This is a genomic window from Bacillus sp. FSL K6-0268 (genome assembly GCF_038005425.1).
GTDB lineage: Bacteria > Bacillota > Bacilli > Bacillales > Bacillaceae_G > Bacillus_A > Bacillus_A thuringiensis_S.
This window is the reverse complement of record NZ_JBBOTF010000004.1, coordinates 29,177-52,736: the sequence shown is the minus strand read 5'-3', so window position 1 is coordinate 52,736 and position 23,560 is coordinate 29,177. Positions and strand designations below refer to the sequence as shown.

Below are 23,560 nucleotides of genomic sequence, written 5' to 3'. Positions count from 1 at the left end.
AGGAATAGCTTATTTTTATTGTTTTTAATGGTACAAATTCAGAATATAACAACGTATTCATATGTATCTAGAGAACCTAGAATCTTATGTGGATGGTGGTGCGAAACGTTGTTAGACCAAGAACAGGTGGCTTCGGCTATCATGTTCGTAAAATCTAGCGGATCCTGTTTCTAAAGATTTACTGGGGTCTAAGTAATATACTGTTATTTCAAATGAAGGGGTAACGCCTGGAAGGGAATACACGAGGTCGGAGTGCACGAACTGGAAGGTAAATTTCAGCGTGTTCTAAGCCCGATGTCATATGGTGGAAGAATCCGCCCTTATCTTTTGATAGGGAAAACCAGCCCGAGGGGGACGGTGTGGGTCATGCTGCTGGTGTCTGGTTGTCATGGTGAGAATGTGCTCTAAAATCCATTTAATATGGAGGACAGCACTGACGAACTTTCGAATGTACGAATCTAAACCATAGCCCCCTCTAAGCGATGGGGTGTAGCTGAAGGCTACGATGATTGAGGATAAGTAAAACTCACCATTATGAAAGTCCTTGCAGAGTTACAGGCTCTGGATAATTATCAGGTTCATAGGAAGCACCTAAAGCAATCACTGGGTTTCAATAAATAATTGAACACAGTAAAAGAACGGTATATTGCAACGTTGTAAGCCAGGGACGTGGAGGATTTGCCTCCTGTGAAGCGGTCATAGTGAATACTTAAGGTGATATTAGCCGATAAAGGATAAGCTAGTTTTGCTCTGGTGAAGGTGGAGGCACAGTACCACACGAAGCTTGCTGTAATGGCAGGTGGATAAGGGATAGCCTCTAGTCTTTCAAGAGGTTACACACTTTCAAATTAAGATTCTATGACGCTTTCAAGGTTCGAATACGACTAAGAAAAGTGAATCTTTGCACTCTTCACCCGCAAGGAGGAACCAACTTGAATTCAAAAAAGAAGCTTAGGCACAAGGAGTATTATGGACTTCAAGAATTATTTGATGGTCTCTATTCAAAAAGCCTAGAAGGACAAAAATTCTATAAACTAATCCATTTAATGACATCTGAAGAAAATATCCGGTTAGCTTATCGAAATATCAAGAAGAACACTGGAAGCAAGACAAGAGGAACAGATGGACTTACTATTAATTATATATCTAAACTTTCTATTGAAGAGGTTGTTGGGAAAATAAGAAGTATGTTTGACTACTATTTTCCTTCGCCTGTCAGAAGAATGTGGATCGAAAAAGATAATGGTAAGATGAGACCCTTGGGAATTCCAACTATGTGGGATCGACTGTTTCAACAATGCATCTTACAAATACTAGAGCCAATATGCGAAGCTAAATTCTACAAACATTCATATGGATTTCGTCCGAATAGAAGTACAAAGCACGCTATTGCGAGACTGATGTATTTAGTGAGTCGTGCGAAATTTTACCATTGCGTTGACATCGACATTAAAGGGTTCTTTGACAATGTTGATCATGGGAAACTACTGAAACAGATGTGGACCATCGGCATAAAAGACAAAAAACTCCTTTCCATCGTGTCGGCAATGCTAAAAGCTGAAATAAAAGGGGAAGGAATACCAACTAAAGGCACACCGCAAGGTGGTATACTTTCTCCTCTTCTGTCGAACATCGTCTTAAATGAATTAGATTGGTGGATTGCAAGTCAGTGGGAATTATTTCCGGCAAGGAGCCGGAGGGGCAAAACAAAAGGTTTACCATATGACAATATAAACAAATTTAGAGCTTTGCGTAAAGCTTCAAACCTTAAGGAAATCTTCATTGTAAGATACGCCGATGATTTTAAGATACTTTGTAAAACTGCAACCCAAGCAAAATTAATTTCTGCATCTGTTAAGAACTTTCTTTGGAAACGATTGAAATTGGAATGTTCGGAGGATAAATCTAAAGTTGTTAACCTGAAGAAAAAGAGTTCCGAATTTCTAGGACTTGAACTTAAGGCAGTCTGGAAAAGGAAAAGGTCCGTTGACAAATACTTTACAACCAAAAAAGGCGGAAAAAAGAAAGCAAATCCAAAGAGAATCAAGACCACCAATCGTGAACGTAAGAAAAATGGTAATAGTGCAGAGTATAAAGAGTTATGGTCCATATCCAGTGTGATGTCTGTTAAGTCTATACACAAAGCTAAACGGAAAATCAAAGATGCTATTAAAATGTTACAAAAACGTCCTACACGACAGACGGTTGCCAATTATAATTCAGTCATACATGGTATTCAAAATTACTACAAAATGGCAACATTGATTACTAAAAACCTATCAGAGATTAACTTTCACTGTCGCAAGAGCTTGAATTGCCGTCTTAAACAGAAATGGATCGACGGAAATCGAACTCATATGGATAAACACCAAACTGAAAGGTTCAAAGGGTACGCATGGGTTATGAAAGAAATACAAGGTAAAGTTTTATCACCTATATATGCTCAAAAGCATGTATCGCCTATGAATTTCAGTCAAGACATCAACAACTATACAATTGAGGGAAGAAATTCGATTCATAAGAACTTAGAGCGAATAAACTCAGTTACTCTCCAGCATGTTATGAGGTCATATATCCCAAGCTGTTCTATCGAATATAATGACAATAGAATATCTAAGTTTATCTCACAAAATGGGAAATGTGCCATAACCAAAATGGAGCTGGGTAAGCATGATTGGGAATGTCATCATATTATGCCATTTAGGAAAACGGCAGACGACTCTTACCAAAACCTTTTAATTCTCTGTAGTGACATTCACAAATTGGTAAGAATAAAAGACATTATCAAAATTAGAAGAATTGTTGAAACATATTCCCTGACGGAACAACAAATTGACAAAATCAATGCTCTAAGGAAATATGAAGCCGTTCCATTGATCAATCTTAATGTTTTATATGAAAAATCTAACAGCCCTGTAGCATAGTAAATTTTATTTTAAAAGTTGCATTAGCTATAAAGGTTAGTTTATGGAATGTGTAACTGGAGGAAGATGGGACGCCGTGTGAGCTCGAAAGTCTCACGCACGGTGTTAGGCGGGGGAAAACTGTAAGATAATATCAAGCAGTAACCTATCGCAACAGAATGTATGGGACAATATCAAATGTTGTACAGCACACCGTATCTCTATTCTTCTCGTACGTTGCAACAACTGTACAAAAGTGCAAGGAAAGAAGAGGATGTAACAGCGATACAGGAGCATATGCTCCGTCATGACGTGTATTTAGATCGGCAATATCGAGGGTACTATTCTTTGAGTGAAAAAATTGAAGATGATTTGTATGGAAACGAACATCCTGTCTCTTGGAATGAGTTATTAGAAGATTACCAGTTATACAAGGATTCTCAAGGGAATTTATCCATTCAACCGAAAGGATGGCGATAACATGACCATTGTAGGCGAATTAGGGGTTGTATATGGCGTGACAGGTGCAACCGTTATGGGTATTAAATTGCTGAAAAGAAAAGGGCTTCACCTTCCCGATTGGGTGCTACGTGCGGGTCTTAAATGCTTGTTGATTGGCACGGTCTGGTATGTGCTACGTGATATGCTCGATGTATTTCTACGCTAGTATTTTATCGGGTAGTTGAAGGGAGCTGTCGCAATGCATGGAAACAACTTCTTTCTTATGTACTACATAACCCCAACTACCTCTAGGGAGGTATGGAGTTTATGTTTTCGCTTTTGGTAATTCCAGTTACTTTTTTAACAGTAGCGTATTTTTTTAAGGGAAAAGAGCTAAGTGATAAAAAGAAAATCAAAGCGTTTTTTGAAATCACGAAAGTGTGTGTACAGCATAAAGGAGAAATGCAGTACCCCGTATTTTTGAAACAAACAGAGGATGATATTAGTACAACATTTGTCTATCGGCTGCCATTAGGTGTGCCGAGTCAGCTCATACAGAAGTTAGCGCAAGTATTAGAGGAAGGGTTGTATAAACCCGTAATGATTTCCTTTCAAAAACGGGAGCTGTTTATACGAGTATTCCAGCAATGTATTCCTGAAAAATGGCATTGGTCGAGTGAATTGTTACGAGAGAAGACATGGAACGTCATTATGGGAAGAGCGTTAGATCGAATGATTTATCATGATTTTGAAAAAACACCGCATATGTGCGTGAGTGGGATGACTCGTTTTGGCAAGACAGTTTTTCTCAAAAATATGATGACCAGCTTAATTTTACAGCAACCCAGTCATGTGAAATTCTATGTGATTGACTTAAAAGAAGGATTGGAATTCAGCCCTTACAAGGACTTGGCACAAGTAGAAGAAGTGGCGGAGAATCCCATGCAAGCATTTGGCGCGACACGTTTCTCTATAAGCGTTTAGACGTGAAGTGAGAGTGTTGCTGGAATTTATCTTTAGCAACAATAACTAATATATCGAGAGTTGGAATGAAATTCGTCATGTTGAATTGAAACAACTCCATTAATACTCCTACATGCATGATTTGTTAGTAGACAGATTGTGTATGAAGCTAGGTGAAGTCGGCTGAACGAGCCTAAGTGATTTTTAATCATATGGTGTAGGATAGGTCGGATGGCTGAAAAGATAACTATGGTGAGAATGGCTCTTATGGGTCTGACGAATTTGCGAATGTACGGGTCTAAAATTGCACTATATCGAAAGGTATAGCACACAAGAGTGTGGTAGAGCACCGAAAAGTAAGGGTCGGATGGCTGAAATTCGGGATAAGCAACGATGAGCTTATAAACTCTACAGGCTTATAGCAAACACCTACGGTTATCATGAATAGCTAGATATATTGGAACGTGGGAAGCAAAAAACTGCTACATGCAAACAGCTACTACTGGGCAGGTGGATATAAGGTGATGAGCCGAAATTCCTTTATTTTTGTGAAGGTAGGGGCACAGTACCGTTGAAGCGTCTAATGAACGTGGAGGGATGGTCCCAAGTCTAGTTTGGTTTATGTTTAATTTTAAGAAAATGAAGCTCAATGGTCAGGTAGGAATGTGGGCAAAAACCGAGGAGGTTTCCACAGTTGAGCACAACAATGAGATATTGGGAATATTACAATATGCAAGAAACATTTGATAGGTTATATGAAGAAAGTCAAGGAAATAAATCATTCCATGGTCTATATGAACTGATTACTTCGGAGAACAATATTCTTTTAGCATACCGAATAATAAAATCTAATAAGGGATCCAAAACAGCTGGCACGGATTTGTTCACGATAGATAATTATAAACCAATGTATAAAAAGGAATTTTTATCATTGGTTTGTAAACAACTAGAGATATACAAACCAAAAGCAGTAAAGAGAGTTTTTATTCCTAAGCCCAATGGAGATAAAAGACCTTTAGGTATTCCAACTATGTTTGATCGGTTAATTCAACAAATGATTAGGCAAATTTTGGAGCCGATTTGCGAGGCGAAATTTTACGAACATAGTTATGGATTTCGTCCGATGAGAGGAACAAAACATGCCATTTCTAGAGTAATGTTTTTGATAAGCAGAAATACTTTTCATTACGCGGTAGATATAGATATAAAAGGATTCTTTGACAATGTTAATCACACATTACTTCTAAAACAATTGTGGAATATGGGTATTAAAGATAAGCGAGTGTTAAAACTTATCTATTTAATTCTAAAAGCACCAATTAAGGGATTTGGAATTCCAAAAAAGGGAACACCACAAGGTGGAATACTCTCGCCATTACTATCCAATATAGTTTTAAATGATTTAGACCAATGGATAGCAAGTCAATGGCACTATTTTGAAACATCATATCCATATACAAATAATGCAAATCAAAAGCGAGCGATGAAAGGTACTAAATTGAAACAAGGATTTATTGTTCGTTATGCAGATGATTTTAAAATTATGGCAAAGGATTTCCGAACGGCACAAAAATGGTTTTTCGCGATAAAAATGTATCTCAAGGAACGATTGAAGCTAGATATTTCACCAGAAAAATCCAGAATAATCAACCTTAGGAAAAACAAATCTGAGTTCTTAGGATATTCATTATATGTAGTACCTAAAAGAAACAAATGGGTGTGTAACTCTAGGATATCAAATAAGAAAAAGAAGCAAATCAAACTTGAGATTAAAAAGCGAATAAAGGCTATTCAATTGTCAACAACTCGGAAAAATGTGCAATTATATAATGCCTATGTACTTGGACTGCGTAACTATTTTAGGTATGCTACACATGTAAATATTGAAATGAAACAGCTTGCATTTAACCTATCATTAGTAATATTCAATCGATTAAAAGGTGTCGGGAAATATGAAGTTCCAATCAATGCACCTCCGGTGTATACAAAATTCTTTAAAAATAAGTATCGAACATTTAAAGTATGTGGTATTTACCTATTTCCACTAGCGGATATACAAACAGCAACTATATGGAATTACACGCAAACTCAAACGCCTTATACTCAACAAGGCCGAAGGATTGCCAAACATATTGAGTTAAATAAATTGGTGTTAAGCGAAATTAAGAAACTATTAACTGCAAATATCCCGAATGAAAGTATAGAATACTTGGATAATCGAATGGCAAGGTATTCTATGTTGAATGGAAAATGTGAGATACTCAAAGAATTTTTATCAGCAAGTGAGCTGCATTGCCATCATTATATTCCGAAGGAATTAGGTGGAACAGATGAATACGCAAATCTTAGAATCATTCATAAAGAACTTCATAGATTAATTCACATGACAAATAAACAAACGATTGAATTTTACTTTCAAAGACATTCGTTGACTGTGGAACAAGTTAAACGAATAAACCAATATCGAAGAGCTTGTAATTTAGAAAAAATTAAACAATAAGCAAATTAGATGGAGCGCCGTATGAGATGAAAGTCTCACGTACGGTGTGGAGTGGGGGAAAAGGTAGAGATAACTTCAAATCCTTACCTATCACTAACATATGTTGAATCGTATCCGTGAAAAGATGGTAGAACAGGTAGTACGCATGAAAGAATCTTATTTTACCAACATTGTAGATACACCAATCAAAGAACGCTATTTCATTATAGTTGATGAATCAGCGAACTTGTGTCCAACACAGGGATTGCCAAAACAAAAGAGAGATATGCTCTATATGTGTCAAGAAATGTTATCGGAAATAGCGAGGATTGGCGGAGCATTGGGGTTTCGCCTGATTTTTTGTACCCAGTACCCGACTTCTGATACATTACCGAGACAAATAAAACAAAACAGCGACGCCAAGATTGGATTCCGCTTACCGACCGTAGTGGCTTCACAGGTGGCAATAGATGAAAGTGGATTAGAAGAACTTCCATCCATACCAGGGCGAGCACTTTTCAAAACAGATCGTGTAGAAGAAATTCAAGTGCCTTATCTGTCCAATAAGGAAATGTGGAATGCATTAAAACAGTATAAGGTGGTGAAACAAATTGAAACATCAAAAACTAAAACAAAAAGCGAGACAAATCGAGATTTTATCGAGTTTAAGTAAATTGGAATTTGCGTCTAGACGACAGTTGCAAGCCATTCATTGTCTAGGTAGCATTCGGAATGCCAATCGTATTCTGAAGGATTTACGCTCCTACTGTCATGTGACTTCGCACAACCGAGAGTATGTGTATTACCTCAATAAAAAAGGGATGGCATTGCTCGGCATACAGGCGAAAGAACGAAAAAGGAAGCATCAATTAGAACATATTTTATTGCGAAATGAAGCATGGATGTGGTTAGATTTTCCTGATTGGAAAACAGAGCAAGTCATCACTCTGCGCTATCAAGGAGAAGAAAAAACAATTGTTCCAGACGCATTTTTCACAAAAGACAATGTTCCTCACTTTGTAGAAGTAGACCGGCTACAGCATATGAAGGTAAATGAGAAAAAAATACAGTATTATGCTTATTTAACTAACATTTATCAGAAACAACAACAAATTAAGCCCATCATCATCTTTTGTACGATATCTGACTGTAGGGAGAAGCAATTAATGAATTATGCGCTGAAACATAATGTGTATGTACAGACGTATTTGCTACAAGATGTGATATAAAAGGTGAGACTAAAGCCAAAAATCACTATAGTCTACATTTTTATTTGTTAATTTTTTTAAAGCTAAAAGAACTCTCTTACCATTTTTAAAGGATGGATGGAAAGCATCACCTTTACACAAACGACTAATAGTAGATTTACTCAGACCACTCATTTCTGAAACTTCTTTTTGAGTTAATTTATGATGATCTAAAAATTTTCCAAATTTACTTCTAGGCTTATTAATAAAAAACCAATTCAATGGAATCACCTCGAAAATATAAATTTATTATCATCAGCTTGTCCATAAGTTTCAGTTTTTAAAACTTCCTAAAAATTTGGAATGAATTACAATTAAGTTCATAGAATAATAAAGAAGCAATCTAAGAAAGGTGTAATTATTTTGTGGAATATAGCATACATATTAATAGCTACAAGTTGCGACTACATTGAAGTATAAATTGCAACTTGTTGTAAAGGGTATGCTAGTAAAATAACAAAGCGAAAACTCTTACTCTCGCAAGGGGTTTCGCTTTTTGTATGGAGTGAGGAAGTGGAAGTAGATAAGTAGAAAACTAATAATTTCACGTACTATAATGTAAAAACATGTAAAATAAGAGAGAAACATCTCAAATAAGGGGTTTTCTCTGTCATCCTGTCGATATTTGCTGTATAATAAGGAAAATCAATTAATATGACTTCCAATATGCGGAGTTTAACATGTTTCACTTTTTTCATAGTAGCTTCAACAAAAATCAAAATCCCTATGGATAGCAGGCACACAATACTGACGTTGTATTGTATGCCTGCTCTTTTTTTAGTATAGGTAAGCGTAGCAAAGCACACAGTCTTGGCAACGGAATGGCTATAGAATAAGAGAGTAGTAGCGAGGTGTGTAAAGGGAATCCCCTTGAGAGTCACATGCATGTTTCATGCGATTCCAAGGGGATTTTGTGTAGGAACACATGATGAATTTTCCAGTATTCCTCTATAGGAGTATATGATACAATCAAGGTGTTCCTTATATTCCATTATATTGAACACCGATAGCAAATGCCTACAAGCAGGAGGCATTTGTTTCGATTTTTCCCTTTAGGTAAGCTAACGACCTGAAGGGTTTTTATCGTTAGAAAAGGGACAGTTGGATGGGTTCGTGTTCTTCTTTTTCTTGATTTGTACAAGAGATATGTCGATTGTATCCCTTCCCTAATCTTCGCTGCATTTCATCATCTAGTAATTGAATCGCACGCTCTTGTGAGGCTGTATACATGAATACTTCTTGTGTCGGGTATATTTCTCCACTTGGTGCTACGATGGTATAAGAAAGTGTATAGGCACTAATTTTCAAAAAAACGCCTCCTTATTGCGCATAATAGTGAAAGCAATAGAATACATACGTGATGAGGACACCTACAAATATGATACCGTATAATTTTAATCCGATCAGTGCGCATTTAGAAAAAATAGATAATCCTTTTTTTAGAAATGTAAATAAAACACCAGCCAAGAATAAGACAACAGAACCACTTATGAGAAAACTAATCAATATTTTCACCTCTTTTTTTGTGTATGCTGTATGATCGGTTATAGTCTTCCAAATCTGTTTCCATCATGTATACAGGTGCAACGTGTTCTTGTTCCAGCAAGGTTTGCAACTGTTGTTGGAGTTCAAATCCATCTCCCTACTCAGCCAGCAGAAAAGACTTTGAAAAGTTGTTTCCATCCACAGAATAGCTCACATCAAATAGGTACATACTCACTGTGCCACTTTTTACAGGATTTGAATGGAACGGGTTTATATTGCTCATGTCGAACAACTTGGCGTCCATCAATTCCAAGTTGGAAAAAGGATTCCATTTCAGAAATATCTACCATACTAGTATGTTCAAGTACCTTTACAATGTATCCTGTTACTTGCAGAGAAAATTATGACGATAAGAAAATGTTACATAATCCCCAACGTTAATTTTATTAATGCTTCCATTAGAAGCCATAGTAGACACCTCCCATCACGTACGTTATTGTGAATAGAATAATAGGTGCAAGAAAAGTACCGAAAAAGTATAGTTGAGACTCGTTACAACCATCAATTCCAAACCATTCACACAGTGCGTAATATTTGGTAAGTAGCTTATTTTTTGGCGTCTGAGGTGTCTGTTGTGGTCTTTCAGAATGTGATACAATAGCTTCATCATTTTTAATTTGTAAAGCGTTTGACATATTTGTCATCCTTTCTGAATGGAAATGATATTGTGGAAAGTCCTCGCAGTCTTGGTGGGTGCTGAGGGCTTTCTATTACCTTCTTTTTTCTTTACCATAAAGACGTTCCATCGCTTCAACAGTGAATAAATATTCTCCACGTTTGTTTCCGGGTTTCAGGAAATACTTAATTAATCCTTGTGTTTTTAACTCGTCGATTATAGGACTATTTTTAATCCGCATTCGTAAGGTGGATTCGTTAATATTCCATCGATAGCTTGCTTCGTTAGTGGTCATAACATCTTGTAGTTTCATGTCATTCATATGCATCTCCTATATGTTGTAAAGGTCTAATGTTCTCTTTTTCCTATATTATAGGTCTATTGTAATGACTTATAAGTCAATTGTAAATTGATATTTTCAAAAAATTATATTTTTAATTGAACGAACTTGAATATCGAGATAAAATAATGCAATGTGACAAAATGTTCAAACAGAAATGGAGAGAGGCATCGCATGTATCCCAAATGGATTGACAAAATGGCATTTTCAAAAGCACATCAAGAGTTATTAATTCAGTTGTATAGAAAGCAAATCACACGAAGAGAATATGATTCTTTGGTGAATGAGCTATATGTTTTAGAAACAAAGGGGATCTCAAAATAAAACATTAAAAAAATTATTTTGAGAGGTTTTTGATATGGAAATAGAATGGAGTGAACTGTAATGAGGGGCAATAAAAAAGAAGAGCAAATACAGAAATTCATACTTATGCAAGAAGAAATCCGGCTATGGATTCAATATGTATTTCAGCAATGGGAGAGCAAGAAACAAGAACAGCACAATTCATTTCCGAAATTAGCATATATAGAGACAGTAGCATTTGAAAGCTCAGAATCATATCAAGAAATAAAAAGACTTTCTGTAGGAATGGTGCGGGAGATGAAAACATATAAAAGAGAAAAATTATTGCTACAAATAACGGAATTGCATCAACATATGCAAAGCATTGTGTCAGCTGTCCTAGAAACGATACAAAAATATTCTGCATCCTAATTAATATATATGGTGATATCCCATTTGAAAAAGTATTGTAAGTGAACAGTAAGTAATAAAAAAAGAGTAGCTAATAATGGCTACTCAAAATGGAATACATATTATGGATGATTAACAGTTTTCTCATACAAGCTGTACTTTATACAAAAGGTTAAGAAAATTATAGGTGGTTTGTATCTTTTGTCTGTTTTTATTTTAAGCATGTTGTTTCAATTTGGATCGAGAACTGGTATTGCTCGTGTGATTCTTCTTCTAACAAAGTAGCGAGCGCTTGTAATTGGTGAATGACTTTCTGTTTTGATTTACGGCCTGTATAGTGGATATGAAAGGATTCTGGAATAGAAGGCTCTATCGGTGCTGACGGAATTGTTGTCGGTTTAGTTTCTGAAATCACGGGTACATCTTGCATTGGGATAGTTGATGGGAGTGTTTGCGTTTGAGCTGGTTCGGTGGAATGAGTATATTCTAGAGTGTTAGGTGTATCTTCTTTGGGAGTAGTTTTTTCTTTTCCTTTTCGTTTTGCCTGCATGTGCCCTTGGGTCGTAATTTCATGTTTTTTATACAAATCATAGAGTTTATTTTTATAGGTTCCTAATCCTTCTAAGATTTCTTTGCTTGAAAAGTGCTCTTTCCAATATTGTAGTCGCATCTTTTGTTCTTCCACAGGTAGTGCTTCTAAAGAAGCCAAAGGCAAGAATGTGTTGAGTTCCTCAATTTTTACGATTTCTGTCAATGAAAATCACTCCTCTAAACAGGGTATGGTGTATAGATTCGATAAAAAGACGAAATTCCCTTTGAACAAAGAATGAGAGTGGTAGTTCGAAACTGTTTTTTGTGAAAGTAATGGAAGGAAAAATATAATTTCTGAAAAGTTAAAAAACTATTGCATCTATATCCATTCAACGTTATAATAAGAAAAATTCTTTATTAGGGAAGGGGATTTATACATATGGCCATCACAATCGCTGTGTTAACATTTTTCGGAGCTGTTATTCCAGCAGCTATAGAATTATTAAAAGTACTAGGTACATAGTCTAATCCCATCTTTTTTATCTTGTCATATATATAAGTAGGATAGATTATTATCTTGTTCCGGAGTAATTCGCATATGAGTACCTGTTCCGTAAACATGTGCTTGCTCATCATCCTGATTGGTACGCCTTGGTTTTGATACCAAGGCGTACTTTTTGTTTGAAATCCTTGTAAAGGCCTTGAAAAAGATTACATGGTGTTCGTTTTTTCATTTGTTTTAGAAAAAGAATTATATAACATATAGCGATGATATGTTGAATAGGTATCGCAAGGGTAGAACATGTTTATAATATGTTTTCTGCCACTTCGATGCCAAGTAACGATCGTACATGTTCTATATGATTGGCGATTGTAACTGAGGTTGAACCAGCAAATAACAAGCCAATGGCAACGCCATCATTTGTCGTGATTAAAGAGCCAGAGTCTCCGCCCGAAGAAAGGTTGGTTGTGACAATTTGATCTCGAAACCGTGCAACCCTACCACTTCCGTAATTTACATCGACGGTTGCGTTTACTGCAGTGATGACGCCATGTGTATGATTTGTGGTCCGTCCCGTTTTCATGACGCGTGTACCGACGGTAACATTTTGTTTTCGTCGCCAGCCTTGCACAGAACCAATCCAATGAATCGAACGATCTATCTGATGAAATGGTGCTTCTGCAATCGCGGCATCAACGAGATTGTTTTGATTTTCAAGTGGTACTTGCGAAGAAAAGGTAATTGGGATAAACCTTGATAAGGTTGCAATCCGATCCGTTGGATCGCTTCCCCCATCAATTGGACCAGGTTGTAAAATAGGATCGCCTATGTTTGCATTATTACTATTCGCTAATACATGATTGTTACTTAGTATATAATATCGACTTGGGATACCATATCCATGTGCGGGCGGATTGGTAGAACCATTCGGTAATATATCATATACGCAAGTCGCAATCGTACCTGCCGTCACATTTCGATGAGCAACGCTATACCCTCCTTTTGCTGGGCGAACTCGAGTGGAAAGGGCTTGTGTATCAACTTGTAATGTTTGTTGAGTCCCAGCAAATAGATATCCTGTTTGAATGACGTCGGTTTTGATTCCGTTTATTTCTTTTGGAATGACTTGATTCGTTTCTAATATTTCAATAGGTAGTTTTTGGTCTACAAATACAAGTAAAGAGGGTGTGCCTGTCATAACCCCGTTTACCTGTTGAATACCAGCTCCAATACCTGTTACATTCCGAAACTGTAAGAAAGCATCCTCTACATCTTGCTGCACCTTTTGAATGTCTTGTTGTTCCTGAACAGTCAACACCTTTATATTTGAATGTTTCCCCATAACACTCTCCTCCTTATCCCGTGTAATGATTTGTAATGGTCCCCACTTCTATAATGTTCGTTGGGTATGTTTCTAATTGTGTAGGTATTTGTTCCGCTGCTTTTAATGGAGAACGTGGTACTTTTTTCGAAACAAATACTTGAATCACTTCTTTTTCTTGTACAAATCCCATTCCTACTCCTACAACATAAGGTAAACGTAATAAATCTGTTTCATATTTGCGCACAACTTGTTCTAATTCCATCGGACCGCTCCCTCTTCATTTAGATGATATATTCGGTTTGTCTTCGATGGTTTTAAAAAAATGGTGTATGACACCACTATAAGTATTTAACTATACTCCTGTATTTTCCTTCTTGAAGCATAGATGAGAAAGAAAAAAAGAGACCTTCTATAGAAAGTCTCTCTAAAAAACTTATTTTGTTTCCTACTCTTACAAAATAAGTTACATAACAGCTTACTTATAAAATACTAGAAATTTTCTGTATAAAAAATCAGGAAAATATGTAAAAATATAGAATTTCGGAATATAACATTGCAAAATATAAGCCCCACTGAATTATAAACAGGGCTTAAGCTATTGATAAAACATAGATACAATTCGTCCTTTTCATATTCAGCAGTAACAGATGGTGTACGAGTATGTATTCATATTTTGTAGACAAACGAACATATAGGATTAGAAATATGCCTATTTATTTTCTCAATAGATTCCCTGTATTTCTACATAAAAAATGATAACAAAATGATAACGCTCTTATTATAATAGACAGCGTAGAAAGAACTTCTGAGAATGTTTTACATGTCTGCATTCTACAATTAAAAATGAAAGGCGTGGAAAAGATGATGAAAGGGTTATCAAAATTTACATTAGCTGCCTTGATTGGCTGCAGTATCATTGTTGCACCGCAAGCCCATGCAGCTGGTCAAGAAAAAATTACTGCTATGAACCAAGAATTTCTACAAAATGACCAATATGTCTATAATGGCTATCGTGTAAAGGAAGTAGGAAAACCAGCCATCTATTTAGTGGATAGAGGCATGAAACGTTACATTACAGATTCAGATACGTATAATCGTATTTTTAAAAATTGGGATGGGGTATTAGAATTTCAAAGCTTACATACGATTCCAAATGGAAGAAGTATTGATCCGGATATGGGATTAGTACGGTTTGAAAAGGATTCGTTCATCTATTTTCTTGATAAAGATGCGACTGGAAAACCAATGAAACGCTGGATTACGAGTCCGTCTGCCTTGAACAAGTATGCTTTTCATTCAAAGGCAGCTATGCTTCCTCAGTGGATGAAAAATGCTATACCAAATGGCGCAGCTATTCGTTAAATATAAAGATTCATAACATAAGTAATAGAAAATAGAACGTTATTTTTTATAAACTTGTATGCTAGCTATGGAATGTATTAAGGATCTTTATAAATACAACAAACAGAGGCGTATACCAAAGTACCTTCTGTTTGTTGTATAAGAAGAGATTCTGGGTTCTATCTTAATGAAAATAATGATTGGGATCGTCCAAATTGGAGGTTGTTCCATGTAAGGGAACCTATCAATTTTTCATTTTACATACATATATGATGCGCTACTCGTTACAAGAAGAAGCTATCGCATCATTGGTACCTGTATACAGATAGGCGTCACTCATCCAATACCCATTTGTTAGTTGATTCCATCTATTTGTGCTCCCCTTACGACCAGTAAATGTCGCCCCATTTGCGGTACAAGAAACCGTTACAACCTCTCCATCATGAAGAGAACCTACAACCGAATAGTTCGTACCGGGGCCTGTACGAAGGTTTACTGTACGCCCTCCATTGGCATCTACAATTCCTTGATTCACCAGAAGTTTTCCGTAATTATACAAAGTATTGCCTGTATATCTCATTGTACTCCCATGCATTGCATAGCCATTATAAGGAGAGGTTTCAAAGAATACCCAGCCACCTAGTTCTTTTCCTTGTAAAGGGATACGCGTATTGCCCTGCAAGAGCGAAAAATGCACATGGCGACCACTTGCATATCCACCACACGATACATCCGTCCCCGTATACCCTAAAAAGGTTCCTTCTTGGACTGGCTGACCATTTGGTATCATATTATTCCACAAATGATAGTAATCCGTGGCATATCCATTTTCATGATAGATACGGATCCAGCCTCTGTTATTTGCGCACATGGTGTAAGCGATGCCATCTCCCGCAGCTAACACGCGTTGGTCTCCGCCATATAAATCAAGAGAACTATAGGGTCTATCTGATCCTGACCATCCATGAGGACCGCCAGACATCACCCAAGATTGTCCTTTTTCGTAAGGTAACCGAAGTTCAGGCCTATTCTGTGAGAGGGCCTGCGCATTCCCAAGTAAAGAAAATGCCTTCTTTTCTTGCGCGCTCATCATTGCATCGGGAATTTGTTGTGAGAGTTCGCTGAACAAATCCATTCCTTCTAAAGCGACTTCCCAATTTGTAGTAGCGTGTTTCGCAATAAAGAGTTTTCCTTCTGGAAATGCGCCTGTTACATTGGGGGCCAATATCACTACAGATCCAAATGCCCAGTGCTCATCTTTGGATAATCGCTTCACATTCACCTGCACTTGTGTATCTGTAATCTGTGGTTCTTCCCCTAGTGTCTTTTTTTGTTGCGATAATTCCTGTAAAACAGCATGTTTAATCGACGTTTCTGGTGTTTGCACGGGTAGTGCGTTCTTCATCGGTTTTGGATTGTCTGGTCGTAATATTGAAGAATACCCCACTCCTATTAGTAGTAATACTAGAAATACACCAAATAAAATCCATCGAAACCTCTTCTGTAACCTCATTCTTTCACCCCTTACCTTTATAAAAATAGCTTTCATAAGGGGTATATGCTATGTTTTAGCATTTATTATTGAGAAAATCATGTGGATAGGTATTTTATACTTGAGAGCAAAAATAAAAAGTAGCAAGATGTTAGGGATACACGTAACTTTGTATAGCGATGCATTTCGAAAAGCGAGATGACCATAGAATTTTCTCAATATGTCATGTTTTGATTTCCATATAAACTTCTCTCTATTCGTGCTATATCTATATCAAGGGGGTCTTACATAGATTAGAAATAGAATAGGAGGAACAAAATATGTCATTCAAAAAGAAATTAGGGGTAGGAGTGGTTTCTGCCGCTCTTGGTTTATCTTTCATCGGTGGGGGAACATATGCCTATTTTAGCGATCAAGTGGTAACGAATAACACATTTACGGCGGGTACATTAGATTTAGCTATGCAACCTACTACTTCATTGGATTTAAATCAGTTGAAACCAGGGGATAAAATATTAAAAAAATTCAACTTAAAAAATAGTGGTACGTTAGATATTCAAGATGTTGTGATGAAAATAGATTATACGGTAAACGATGTTCTGAAAAATAATCAAGCAGATGATTTTGGTAAGCATATAAAAGTACAATTCCTTTGGGATTGGGACCCAGCAAAGAGCCCTGTTTATGAAACAACCCTTGCAGAACTAAAAGAACAAGGATCAGAAGTCGTTTCAAAGAAAGTATTTGCATCCAAGTGGACGGAATCACGAGGGTTACAACCTGGGAAAATGGATTGGTTTTGGATGAAGTTTATATTTGAAGACAATGGAAACGATCAAAATATGTTCCAAGGAGATAGTATTGCTTTGAAAATGGAATTCCAAGCAAATCAAACAGAAGGAAGGGAAAGATAAAAAATACTGCACAAAAAATTCGTGATACAATAAGCACTTGATGTATCAAGCTATTGTATAGAGTAATTTACAAATTCAAATGACACATAAAAAACCTTTATATTTGTTTCATTACAAAATATAAAGGTTTTTATAGATGTTTATCCCTTTTCACTATTCTTTTCATCCTATATTCTTTTGTGTGATGATTGTACTTTTCTATCTCTTTATTTACAAATAGGGAATTCCGCCCTTAGCCATGCTAGATATCCACCTTGTACATTTATTACTTCCTTTACACTATGTTTCTGTAATATACTTGCTGCAATAGCGGAACGTGTACCAGAACGACACTGCACAATAATCGGACGATCTTTTGGAATGTCTTGTACATGCTTTGTCAGGTGTTCTAGCGTGATATGTTTGGCATGCGGAAGATGTCCCTCGTTCCATTCCGATTGATTTCGAACATCAATAACGGGATGGGTTCCCGATTGTATAAGAGGGAACAATTCTTGAACAGTTCTTTCTTCATACGTCTCTAATGGCTCTATATCTTCCAGTGTGTTTGAAGGCATATAGGCTATCGTACGGTCTAGTCCAATTTCTTCCAAATCTCTCCGTACCTCGTTTATATTCGCAGACAGAGGATCGATAACGATGATAAGGTCCTGGCTATCCTCTAGGAGCCAACCACACCAGGTTGTAAAAGACTGGTTATAAGGAATATTCAGGGATCCCTTTACGTGACCAGATGCAAAAACCGTTGGTTCTCTTGTATCAATGATTTGTTGGTCTGCATGTGCTAGTTGTTGCCATGCAGGGAAAGAATGTATTTCTTTTATGAGACCTTGTGTACGAATCGGCGGGCCAGCTTGATTAATTCGTTTCATTTTAGAAAAATAAGGTGGTGGTTCCGGCTGTCCACTTAATACATGCATCACAAAAGAATTTTGTTCCTCTGTTTGAAAGGCCCAATTAAAAAGTTTCTCATAGCCTATTGTAGAGGAGGGAATGGCGCCTAATGATTTTCCACATGCGCTACCAGCACGATGGGAGGGCCAAATTTGTAGGTATACCGGCATCGTTTTGATTTTTTGGATCGAATGAAATAAGTCTTTGGCACTACTCTTCGCATGATGTGGAATACCAACAGCGGTTTCTAATAAATCTGGTCTACCTACATCACCAACAAATAGAAAATCTCCTGTAAAAATCCCTATCGGTTTGTCATTGGTTTCATTATGCTGTTTTGTATCTATGACTAGAAATGAAATACTTTCAGGCGTATGTCCTGGCGTGTGCATAACTTGAAATTGAATCGTACCAATATGAAATGCACTACCACCTTTGACGAGATGGTATGGCACTTGATCGAGATACTGATATTTCCACGTGCTTCCCCCTTCAGCTGATGCATAAAACGTTGCGTTACAAGATAACGCAAGCTCTTTCGCACCAGATACAAAATCAGCATGAATATGTGTTTCTGTTACCGCAATGATGCTTAATCCGCGCTTTCTAGCAAATTCCATATATTGTTCGATGTGGCGTCCCGGATCAATAACGATGGCTACTCCGTGATCCTGACACCCCACAATATAAGATGCATGAGCCAATTTGTTATGATAAAAGCATTCGAATAACATACATCTGCCCCCTTACATTTCAAATTCTTTTTTAGCCAGGATTTCTTTTGACAATGTATCATTTCTTATACAATGCCTTTCAGCATATATCTCCAATATAGAAAAGGAAGTGCATATCTCTTTAACAAAAACATACTATATCTTTCTTTCGATTGATCAAACGGAAATGTTTCTTGTTCTTCCTGATGATAATCAAATTCTGCTAAAATCAAACTTTTATATCCCGTGACAATGGGGCAAGATGTATAGCCATCGTATGTCGCTTGTACCTCCTGTCCCTGTAAAAATGCCAACAGGTTTTCTCTTACAACAGGGATTTGTTTTCGAATAGCCGCCCCCGTTTTAGAAGTTGGCAAATTGGTACAATCCCCAATTCCAAATATATTGGGGTACCGTACATGCTGCAGTGTATAAGGGTTTATATCTACCCATCCCTCTTCGTCTCCTAGTAAACTATTCTTGATCATATCAGGTGGTCCCATAGGCGGGACAACATGTAAGAGATGATACGGTATGCTTTCTCTGTTACCTGTTTGTATATCTTCAAAAATCGCTTCTTTTTTTTCAGCGTTAATTTCTACTAAATTCTGATGAAATTTCGTTATAATTTGTTTCCTCTGAATTACCTTTTCTAAAGAGGAAGCATAGCGAGGTACATGAAAAATATGTGGATTTGCTGTTTGAAACATAATCTTACTTTTCTCCCGGACACCTTGGCGACAAAAGTATTCCTCGGCTAAATACATAATTTTTTGAGGTGCACCGCCACACTTGATAGGGGTATTCGGATGCGTAAAGATGGCGTTTCCTCCTTTAAATTGTTGGATTTCTCTCCAGGTTGCATCCGTATAGTCATACGAGTAATTACTACAAACCCCATTTTTTCCAATCGATTCTTTCAATCCTTTAATGTGATCCCAATGAATTTGAATACCCGCAGCTACAATTAACATTTCATAGGCAATAATAGTTCCATCCTCTAGTAGCAACCTGTTTTCTCCCGGACTTATTTCCGAAACTTTCCTTTGCATCCAATGTACGCCTTCTGGAATGAGGTCGGATTGCTTTTTCATCGTTGCTTCTTTTTTGACAATCCCAGCTCCCGCAAAGGTCCATAGTGGCTGGAAATAATGTGTTTGAGCAGGGTCTATGATGGCCACCTGTTCTTTTAATACAGGGGCATGACGGAGCAAATGGGCAGCCAAGGAAATCCCAGCTGTACCAGCTCCGATAACAACAATTGTATATGCTTGTTTCATGTTTATTCACGTCTCCCAAAAGTTTATTCGAACGTATGTCTTCCGTTCTACTGTAATTGAAAAACAGCACTCACAGGATTATGATCACTATGTGTAAACTGTAAATCGTGTCCCTTGACTTGAAGGATTTCCACATTAGGTGAGACTACAAATCCATCAATAATGGTCACAAAACTTTTTCCTTTGATGTATGCCGTACGATTATCGCGTACCGTATACACAGAAGAATCTACAGCCCATTGAAACCCTCCTTCTGTAAAATCTTGGGGCAAACGCACTAACCATTTGGGCCAGGCGGCTAGAAATGCGGGGTCTTGTAACTGAATATCTGACAGTAGCTGATTCCAGTCGCCACCTATAATCACATAATCCCCCTTCTGATACTGTGTATGCATATACTGTTTTATGTATTGCAATTGTTGTTTGCGGATATTCCCACCTGCATCATATGCCGAGACATGTAGATTTACGATTCGTAAGTTCTTTCCATTTTCAATCGGGATCATGTGTTCTACCATCGCACGATCTAAATCAAAGAGTTGCTTAGGCCAAGGCTCTCTCCCTGGTAATTGAAAACGAGTTGCTTGTTGTATGAAGTAGGTAGAAAACGTAGCGAGTCCTGATTCCACATATCCCATGGGACGCAAAAAGGGAACCGGAACCCATGGATTCCTATAATTATAACCAAATGTAGACGCATGAGAGGATAACTCCTGTTGAAAAAATTGATATTCATTTTGATCAAAAGAACGGAATGCTTTCATATCGACTTCTTGTAACAAGACAAAATCTGCATAATCTGCTTTTAAGAAGGAAGACATGTGCTGTAAATTCTGTTTGGTTTGTTCTTTACTACGAGAACGTGAGCCTGTTCCTCCGTCCATGAAGAAATCTTGTTTTGCATCTAATCCTGCGTAACCAATGTTGAAGGTAGTAACTTGGAATGGCGTATAGGATGGTAATCTGTTTTCTTGCGAGTTTTCTATCATAAGATTTACAGATTCGGATGGTTTTTTATGCTTCCATGTAATAAAAGCTAAAAAGATGATAGGCAGTCCGAGCAAAACCAATGAGAAAGTAACCAATATTCGGGTTCCACTTTTCATCCTCTTCCCCTCCTTTTTCTATGTTCCTAGACAATCCTGCCAGGTCTCCCCATTATATATCGGATATAAGGGAAGTATTTTGAGAAATATCTCGAAACGGCTAGAATAAAAGGTTTTTCTCTTTTGGAGACCGAATATCATGAGAAATTATATGTACAAAAGGGGGGCCGAGAAGATGTAATCTTCATTTGAAAGTGTGTATAAAGATTAAACACATGGGGGGATCCATTTGAAACATTGTAAAATACTATTGCAAGCATTTCTTTTGATTTTCTTATTTTCTATTTTTTATAACGCGCCTTCTGTATCTGCAGAAACACATCCAGATTACGGAAAAGTATTTCCACCAAAAGAAACATTCCGACCGGGCGATTGGTTTGTAGGGGCAACACCTGCACAGGTAGATCCTACAAAATCACCAATTGTATTTGTACATGGAAAAAATGGAAATGCAAAAGATTGGTATGGAGATACATACTATCATGGGAAAAATACTATGTATGATCGTGCTTACTATGCTGGCTATCAAACTGCTTTTGTACAACTGTATGATGCGGCAGGAACAGGGTCTGTAAGTCCTTGGACAAATGGGAAATTATTAGCTGAAAAATTAGAAACCATTTCTCAACATTTTGGAAAAAAAGTAAACATCATCGCACATAGTAAAGGGGGCATTGATACACAAGCGGCCCTTGTACAATATGGTGCGCATCGCTTTGTTGATAAAGTAATCACACTTGGATCCCCTCATTATGGGACACATCTAGCAGATTTATCCTATAGTTGGTGGGCAGGATGGCTTGCCTCTTTACTAGGACAGAAAGATGAAGGAACGTATGCGTTACAAACCGGGGAAATGGCACGCTTTCGCTCGATTATTGATACGAACCCTATCACAAAATCCAATCAGTATTACACGATAGCAGGAACCAGTTGGGGGCCTACTTTTTCTGCTTTATCTATGGGAGGATTGTATTTGTCACCATATGGAAATAATGATGGCCTTGTCAGTGAATGGAGTACCACTTTGCCGTACGGTGCCCACCTTTTTTCTGATGTTACATTAGATCATGATTCAATTCGAACGGGAAGTGCCGTCTTTTCTCGCATAGAACCTTACTTACGAACGAAAAAATGGGGCCAGTATGGTCACCGTCTGCCGCGCCTTCTAGGAATGAGCCCTATACAGAGTTAGGACCGACAGAAAACCAAACGGTTTTAGGCGGAGAACTGATCCCACATCAAGAAAATCGCGCTGTGTTTTCTGTGGATACATTGACATCAGGAACTGTATCGGTTTTGACTGCGCGTAAACAAGTAGAGATACAACTTATTTCGCCATCAGGGAAGGTTTACACCAAACAGGATGCGGTAGTAACAACGGGTGATGATACCTTTTTTAAAGGGGCCTTTATTCATACATTTCAAATAAAAAGTATGGAAGTGGGAGACTGGAAGATACGTATGAATACGGAAGGGAAAGATGCTTATTTAGCGATGGTACAGTATCAACAAGAAGCACCTTTCCATTTGAAAATACCGGCTAAGCTGAAAGCAAATCAAGCAAAATTACAAATCCAATCTGCTGATAAAAACCCAGTTGAAGCGGAGGATGTCTCTATGACGGTTCGAATTGTCGATCAGACAGGTACACTGATTTCACAATCTGATGGCGTTCAGCAAGTAGATGCACATACGCTATCTACCACGTTACAGCATATAGAGCAATCCGGTGTATACAATCTTACCATTGATGTGAAAGGGAAAAATAAGGCGGGGCATCCATACACACGTACGATTATACGTTCTATATATATTGAGAAGTAATATATATATTAAAATTCTATAAACAGAAAAAGGTACCTCTAGGAGCACCTTTTTCTGTTTGTTACATGTATTCATTTTCAATCTTATCATGATCCATGTAACTGTTTCTGGATTAGGATTGTCCATACCCGTATATATTCTAATAAGAAAGGTATACAAATAGTGATGGACCTTGTAGGATTTGAACCTACGACCGGACGGTTATGAGCCGTCTGCTCTTACCAACTGAGCTAAAGGTCCCTAGAAAAGCATATGGATAAGGAGTATATATGTATTACATACTCTTTTTCTTAGCACTCATTATTTTTGGAAAAAGAAAAACACTCTCATGGGTGTCTTCCTTTGACTTGATAACCACTTTAATTTTAATAACATCTCTTGATATACTGACAAATATACATAAAATTCC

The 23,560-nt window shown here is 37.3% G+C and carries 19 protein-coding genes, 1 tRNA gene and 3 pseudogenes; 11 read left to right on the top strand and 12 right to left on the bottom strand.

The features are described 5' to 3' along the window. The first annotated feature begins 932 nt into the window (after nucleotides 1-932). From MHI28_RS34430 to MHI28_RS34400, 7 genes and pseudogenes are all read left to right on the top strand, one after another. Nucleotides 933-2,924 (top strand): reverse transcriptase domain-containing protein, encoded by a 1,992-nt coding sequence (locus tag MHI28_RS34430; protein ID WP_445661815.1) that lies wholly within the window; start codon nucleotides 933-935, stop codon nucleotides 2,922-2,924. Between the two features lie 162 nt (nucleotides 2,925-3,086). Further along, the gene (locus MHI28_RS34425; protein ID WP_127063745.1) at nucleotides 3,087-3,383 is read left to right on the top strand and encodes a hypothetical protein; all 297 of its coding nucleotides are present in this window, start codon (nucleotides 3,087-3,089) and stop codon (nucleotides 3,381-3,383) included. A gap of 1 nt (nucleotide 3,384) precedes the next feature. Continuing rightward, on the top strand, nucleotides 3,385-3,570 hold the full coding sequence (locus MHI28_RS34420) for a hypothetical protein (RefSeq protein ID WP_078185683.1): 186 nt from the start codon (nucleotides 3,385-3,387) through the stop codon (nucleotides 3,568-3,570). A gap of 101 nt (nucleotides 3,571-3,671) precedes the next feature. Continuing rightward, a pseudogene (locus MHI28_RS34415) lies at nucleotides 3,672-4,295 on the top strand (FtsK/SpoIIIE domain-containing protein); the annotation flags it as partial. Between the two features lie 706 nt (nucleotides 4,296-5,001). Then, nucleotides 5,002-6,807 carry a group II intron reverse transcriptase/maturase gene (gene ltrA / locus MHI28_RS34410; protein ID WP_340827644.1) on the top strand — a complete coding sequence of 602 codons (1,806 nt, stop codon included), beginning with the start codon at nucleotides 5,002-5,004 and terminating at the stop codon, nucleotides 6,805-6,807. A 78-nt stretch (nucleotides 6,808-6,885) separates the two neighbouring features. Then, nucleotides 6,886-7,459: pseudogene (locus MHI28_RS34405) on the top strand (FtsK/SpoIIIE domain-containing protein); the annotation flags it as partial. Continuing rightward, nucleotides 7,398-8,015 carry a replication-relaxation family protein gene (locus tag MHI28_RS34400; protein ID WP_197263296.1) on the top strand — a complete coding sequence of 206 codons (618 nt, stop codon included), beginning with the start codon at nucleotides 7,398-7,400 and terminating at the stop codon, nucleotides 8,013-8,015. The pseudogene MHI28_RS34405 and the gene MHI28_RS34400, both read left to right, overlap by 62 nt. 9 nt (nucleotides 8,016-8,024) lie before the next feature. On the opposite strand, the gene MHI28_RS34395 is transcribed toward MHI28_RS34400, so the two are convergent. The 4 genes from MHI28_RS34395 to MHI28_RS34375 form a co-directional block, all read right to left on the bottom strand. After that, entirely contained in the window at nucleotides 8,025-8,255 is a 231-nt protein-coding gene (locus MHI28_RS34395; RefSeq protein ID WP_016099630.1) for a helix-turn-helix domain-containing protein, read from the bottom strand. Between the two features lie 864 nt (nucleotides 8,256-9,119). Next, nucleotides 9,120-9,341: a hypothetical protein gene (locus MHI28_RS34390; protein WP_197263295.1), complete on the bottom strand. Its 222-nt coding sequence runs from the start codon at nucleotides 9,339-9,341 to the stop codon at nucleotides 9,120-9,122. Nucleotides 9,342-9,976: 635 nt separating this feature from the next. Next, nucleotides 9,977-10,213: a hypothetical protein gene (locus MHI28_RS34380; RefSeq protein WP_078188140.1), complete on the bottom strand. Its 237-nt coding sequence runs from the start codon at nucleotides 10,211-10,213 to the stop codon at nucleotides 9,977-9,979. 75 nt (nucleotides 10,214-10,288) lie between these two features. Next, nucleotides 10,289-10,516, bottom strand: coding sequence for a helix-turn-helix domain-containing protein (locus MHI28_RS34375; RefSeq protein WP_078188141.1), 228 nt, complete (start codon nucleotides 10,514-10,516; stop codon nucleotides 10,289-10,291). A gap of 402 nt (nucleotides 10,517-10,918) precedes the next feature. Here MHI28_RS34375 and MHI28_RS34370 point away from each other — a divergent pair, with 402 nt between their 5' ends. Further along, on the top strand, nucleotides 10,919-11,248 hold the full coding sequence (locus MHI28_RS34370) for a hypothetical protein (protein ID WP_065486456.1): 330 nt from the start codon (nucleotides 10,919-10,921) through the stop codon (nucleotides 11,246-11,248). 190 nt (nucleotides 11,249-11,438) lie between these two features. Here the strand turns inward: MHI28_RS34370 and MHI28_RS34365 are convergent, their stop codons facing one another. The 3 genes from MHI28_RS34365 to MHI28_RS34355 all read right to left on the bottom strand — a co-directional run bounded on the left by MHI28_RS34365 (nucleotide 11,439) and on the right by MHI28_RS34355 (nucleotide 13,846). Next, a complete protein-coding gene (locus MHI28_RS34365; RefSeq protein WP_340829022.1) occupies nucleotides 11,439-11,981 on the bottom strand; it encodes a hypothetical protein in 543 nt (180 codons plus the stop codon). A 583-nt stretch (nucleotides 11,982-12,564) separates the two neighbouring features. Continuing rightward, on the bottom strand, nucleotides 12,565-13,602 hold the full coding sequence (locus MHI28_RS34360; RefSeq protein WP_340829020.1) for a hypothetical protein: 1,038 nt from the start codon (nucleotides 13,600-13,602) through the stop codon (nucleotides 12,565-12,567). Between the two features lie 13 nt (nucleotides 13,603-13,615). Next, the gene (locus MHI28_RS34355; RefSeq protein ID WP_127064265.1) at nucleotides 13,616-13,846 is read right to left on the bottom strand and encodes a hypothetical protein; all 231 of its coding nucleotides are present in this window, start codon (nucleotides 13,844-13,846) and stop codon (nucleotides 13,616-13,618) included. 599 nt (nucleotides 13,847-14,445) lie between these two features. Between MHI28_RS34355 and MHI28_RS34350 the strand changes: the two genes are divergently transcribed. Next, nucleotides 14,446-14,946 (top strand): hypothetical protein, encoded by a 501-nt coding sequence (locus MHI28_RS34350; protein WP_236828834.1) that lies wholly within the window; start codon nucleotides 14,446-14,448, stop codon nucleotides 14,944-14,946. A 256-nt stretch (nucleotides 14,947-15,202) separates the two neighbouring features. Here MHI28_RS34350 and MHI28_RS34345 read toward each other — a convergent pair whose 3' ends face one another. Next, the gene (locus tag MHI28_RS34345; protein WP_236828950.1) at nucleotides 15,203-16,438 is read right to left on the bottom strand and encodes a peptidoglycan DD-metalloendopeptidase family protein; all 1,236 of its coding nucleotides are present in this window, start codon (nucleotides 16,436-16,438) and stop codon (nucleotides 15,203-15,205) included. Nucleotides 16,439-16,737: 299 nt separating this feature from the next. Between MHI28_RS34345 and MHI28_RS34340 the strand changes: the two genes are divergently transcribed. Then, nucleotides 16,738-17,331 (top strand): TasA family protein, encoded by a 594-nt coding sequence (locus MHI28_RS34340; RefSeq protein WP_127064266.1) that lies wholly within the window; start codon nucleotides 16,738-16,740, stop codon nucleotides 17,329-17,331. 206 nt (nucleotides 17,332-17,537) lie between these two features. Here MHI28_RS34340 and MHI28_RS34335 read toward each other — a convergent pair whose 3' ends face one another. The 3 genes from MHI28_RS34335 to MHI28_RS34325 all read right to left on the bottom strand — a co-directional run bounded on the left by MHI28_RS34335 (nucleotide 17,538) and on the right by MHI28_RS34325 (nucleotide 21,324). Continuing rightward, entirely contained in the window at nucleotides 17,538-18,959 is a 1,422-nt protein-coding gene (locus tag MHI28_RS34335; protein WP_127064267.1) for an MBL fold metallo-hydrolase, read from the bottom strand. A 65-nt stretch (nucleotides 18,960-19,024) separates the two neighbouring features. Next, on the bottom strand, nucleotides 19,025-20,218 hold the full coding sequence (locus MHI28_RS34330; protein WP_088023892.1) for an NAD(P)/FAD-dependent oxidoreductase: 1,194 nt from the start codon (nucleotides 20,216-20,218) through the stop codon (nucleotides 19,025-19,027). Between the two features lie 47 nt (nucleotides 20,219-20,265). Further along, entirely contained in the window at nucleotides 20,266-21,324 is a 1,059-nt protein-coding gene (locus tag MHI28_RS34325; RefSeq protein WP_127064269.1) for an endonuclease/exonuclease/phosphatase family protein, read from the bottom strand. Between the two features lie 244 nt (nucleotides 21,325-21,568). Between MHI28_RS34325 and MHI28_RS34320 the strand changes: the two are divergent. Beyond that, nucleotides 21,569-23,151 (top strand): annotated as a pseudogene (locus MHI28_RS34320) (esterase/lipase family protein). 166 nt (nucleotides 23,152-23,317) lie between these two features. On the opposite strand, the gene MHI28_RS34315 reads toward MHI28_RS34320, so the two are convergent. Beyond that, nucleotides 23,318-23,391 (bottom strand) — tRNA-Ile (locus MHI28_RS34315). Nucleotides 23,392-23,560 lie beyond the last annotated feature (169 nt).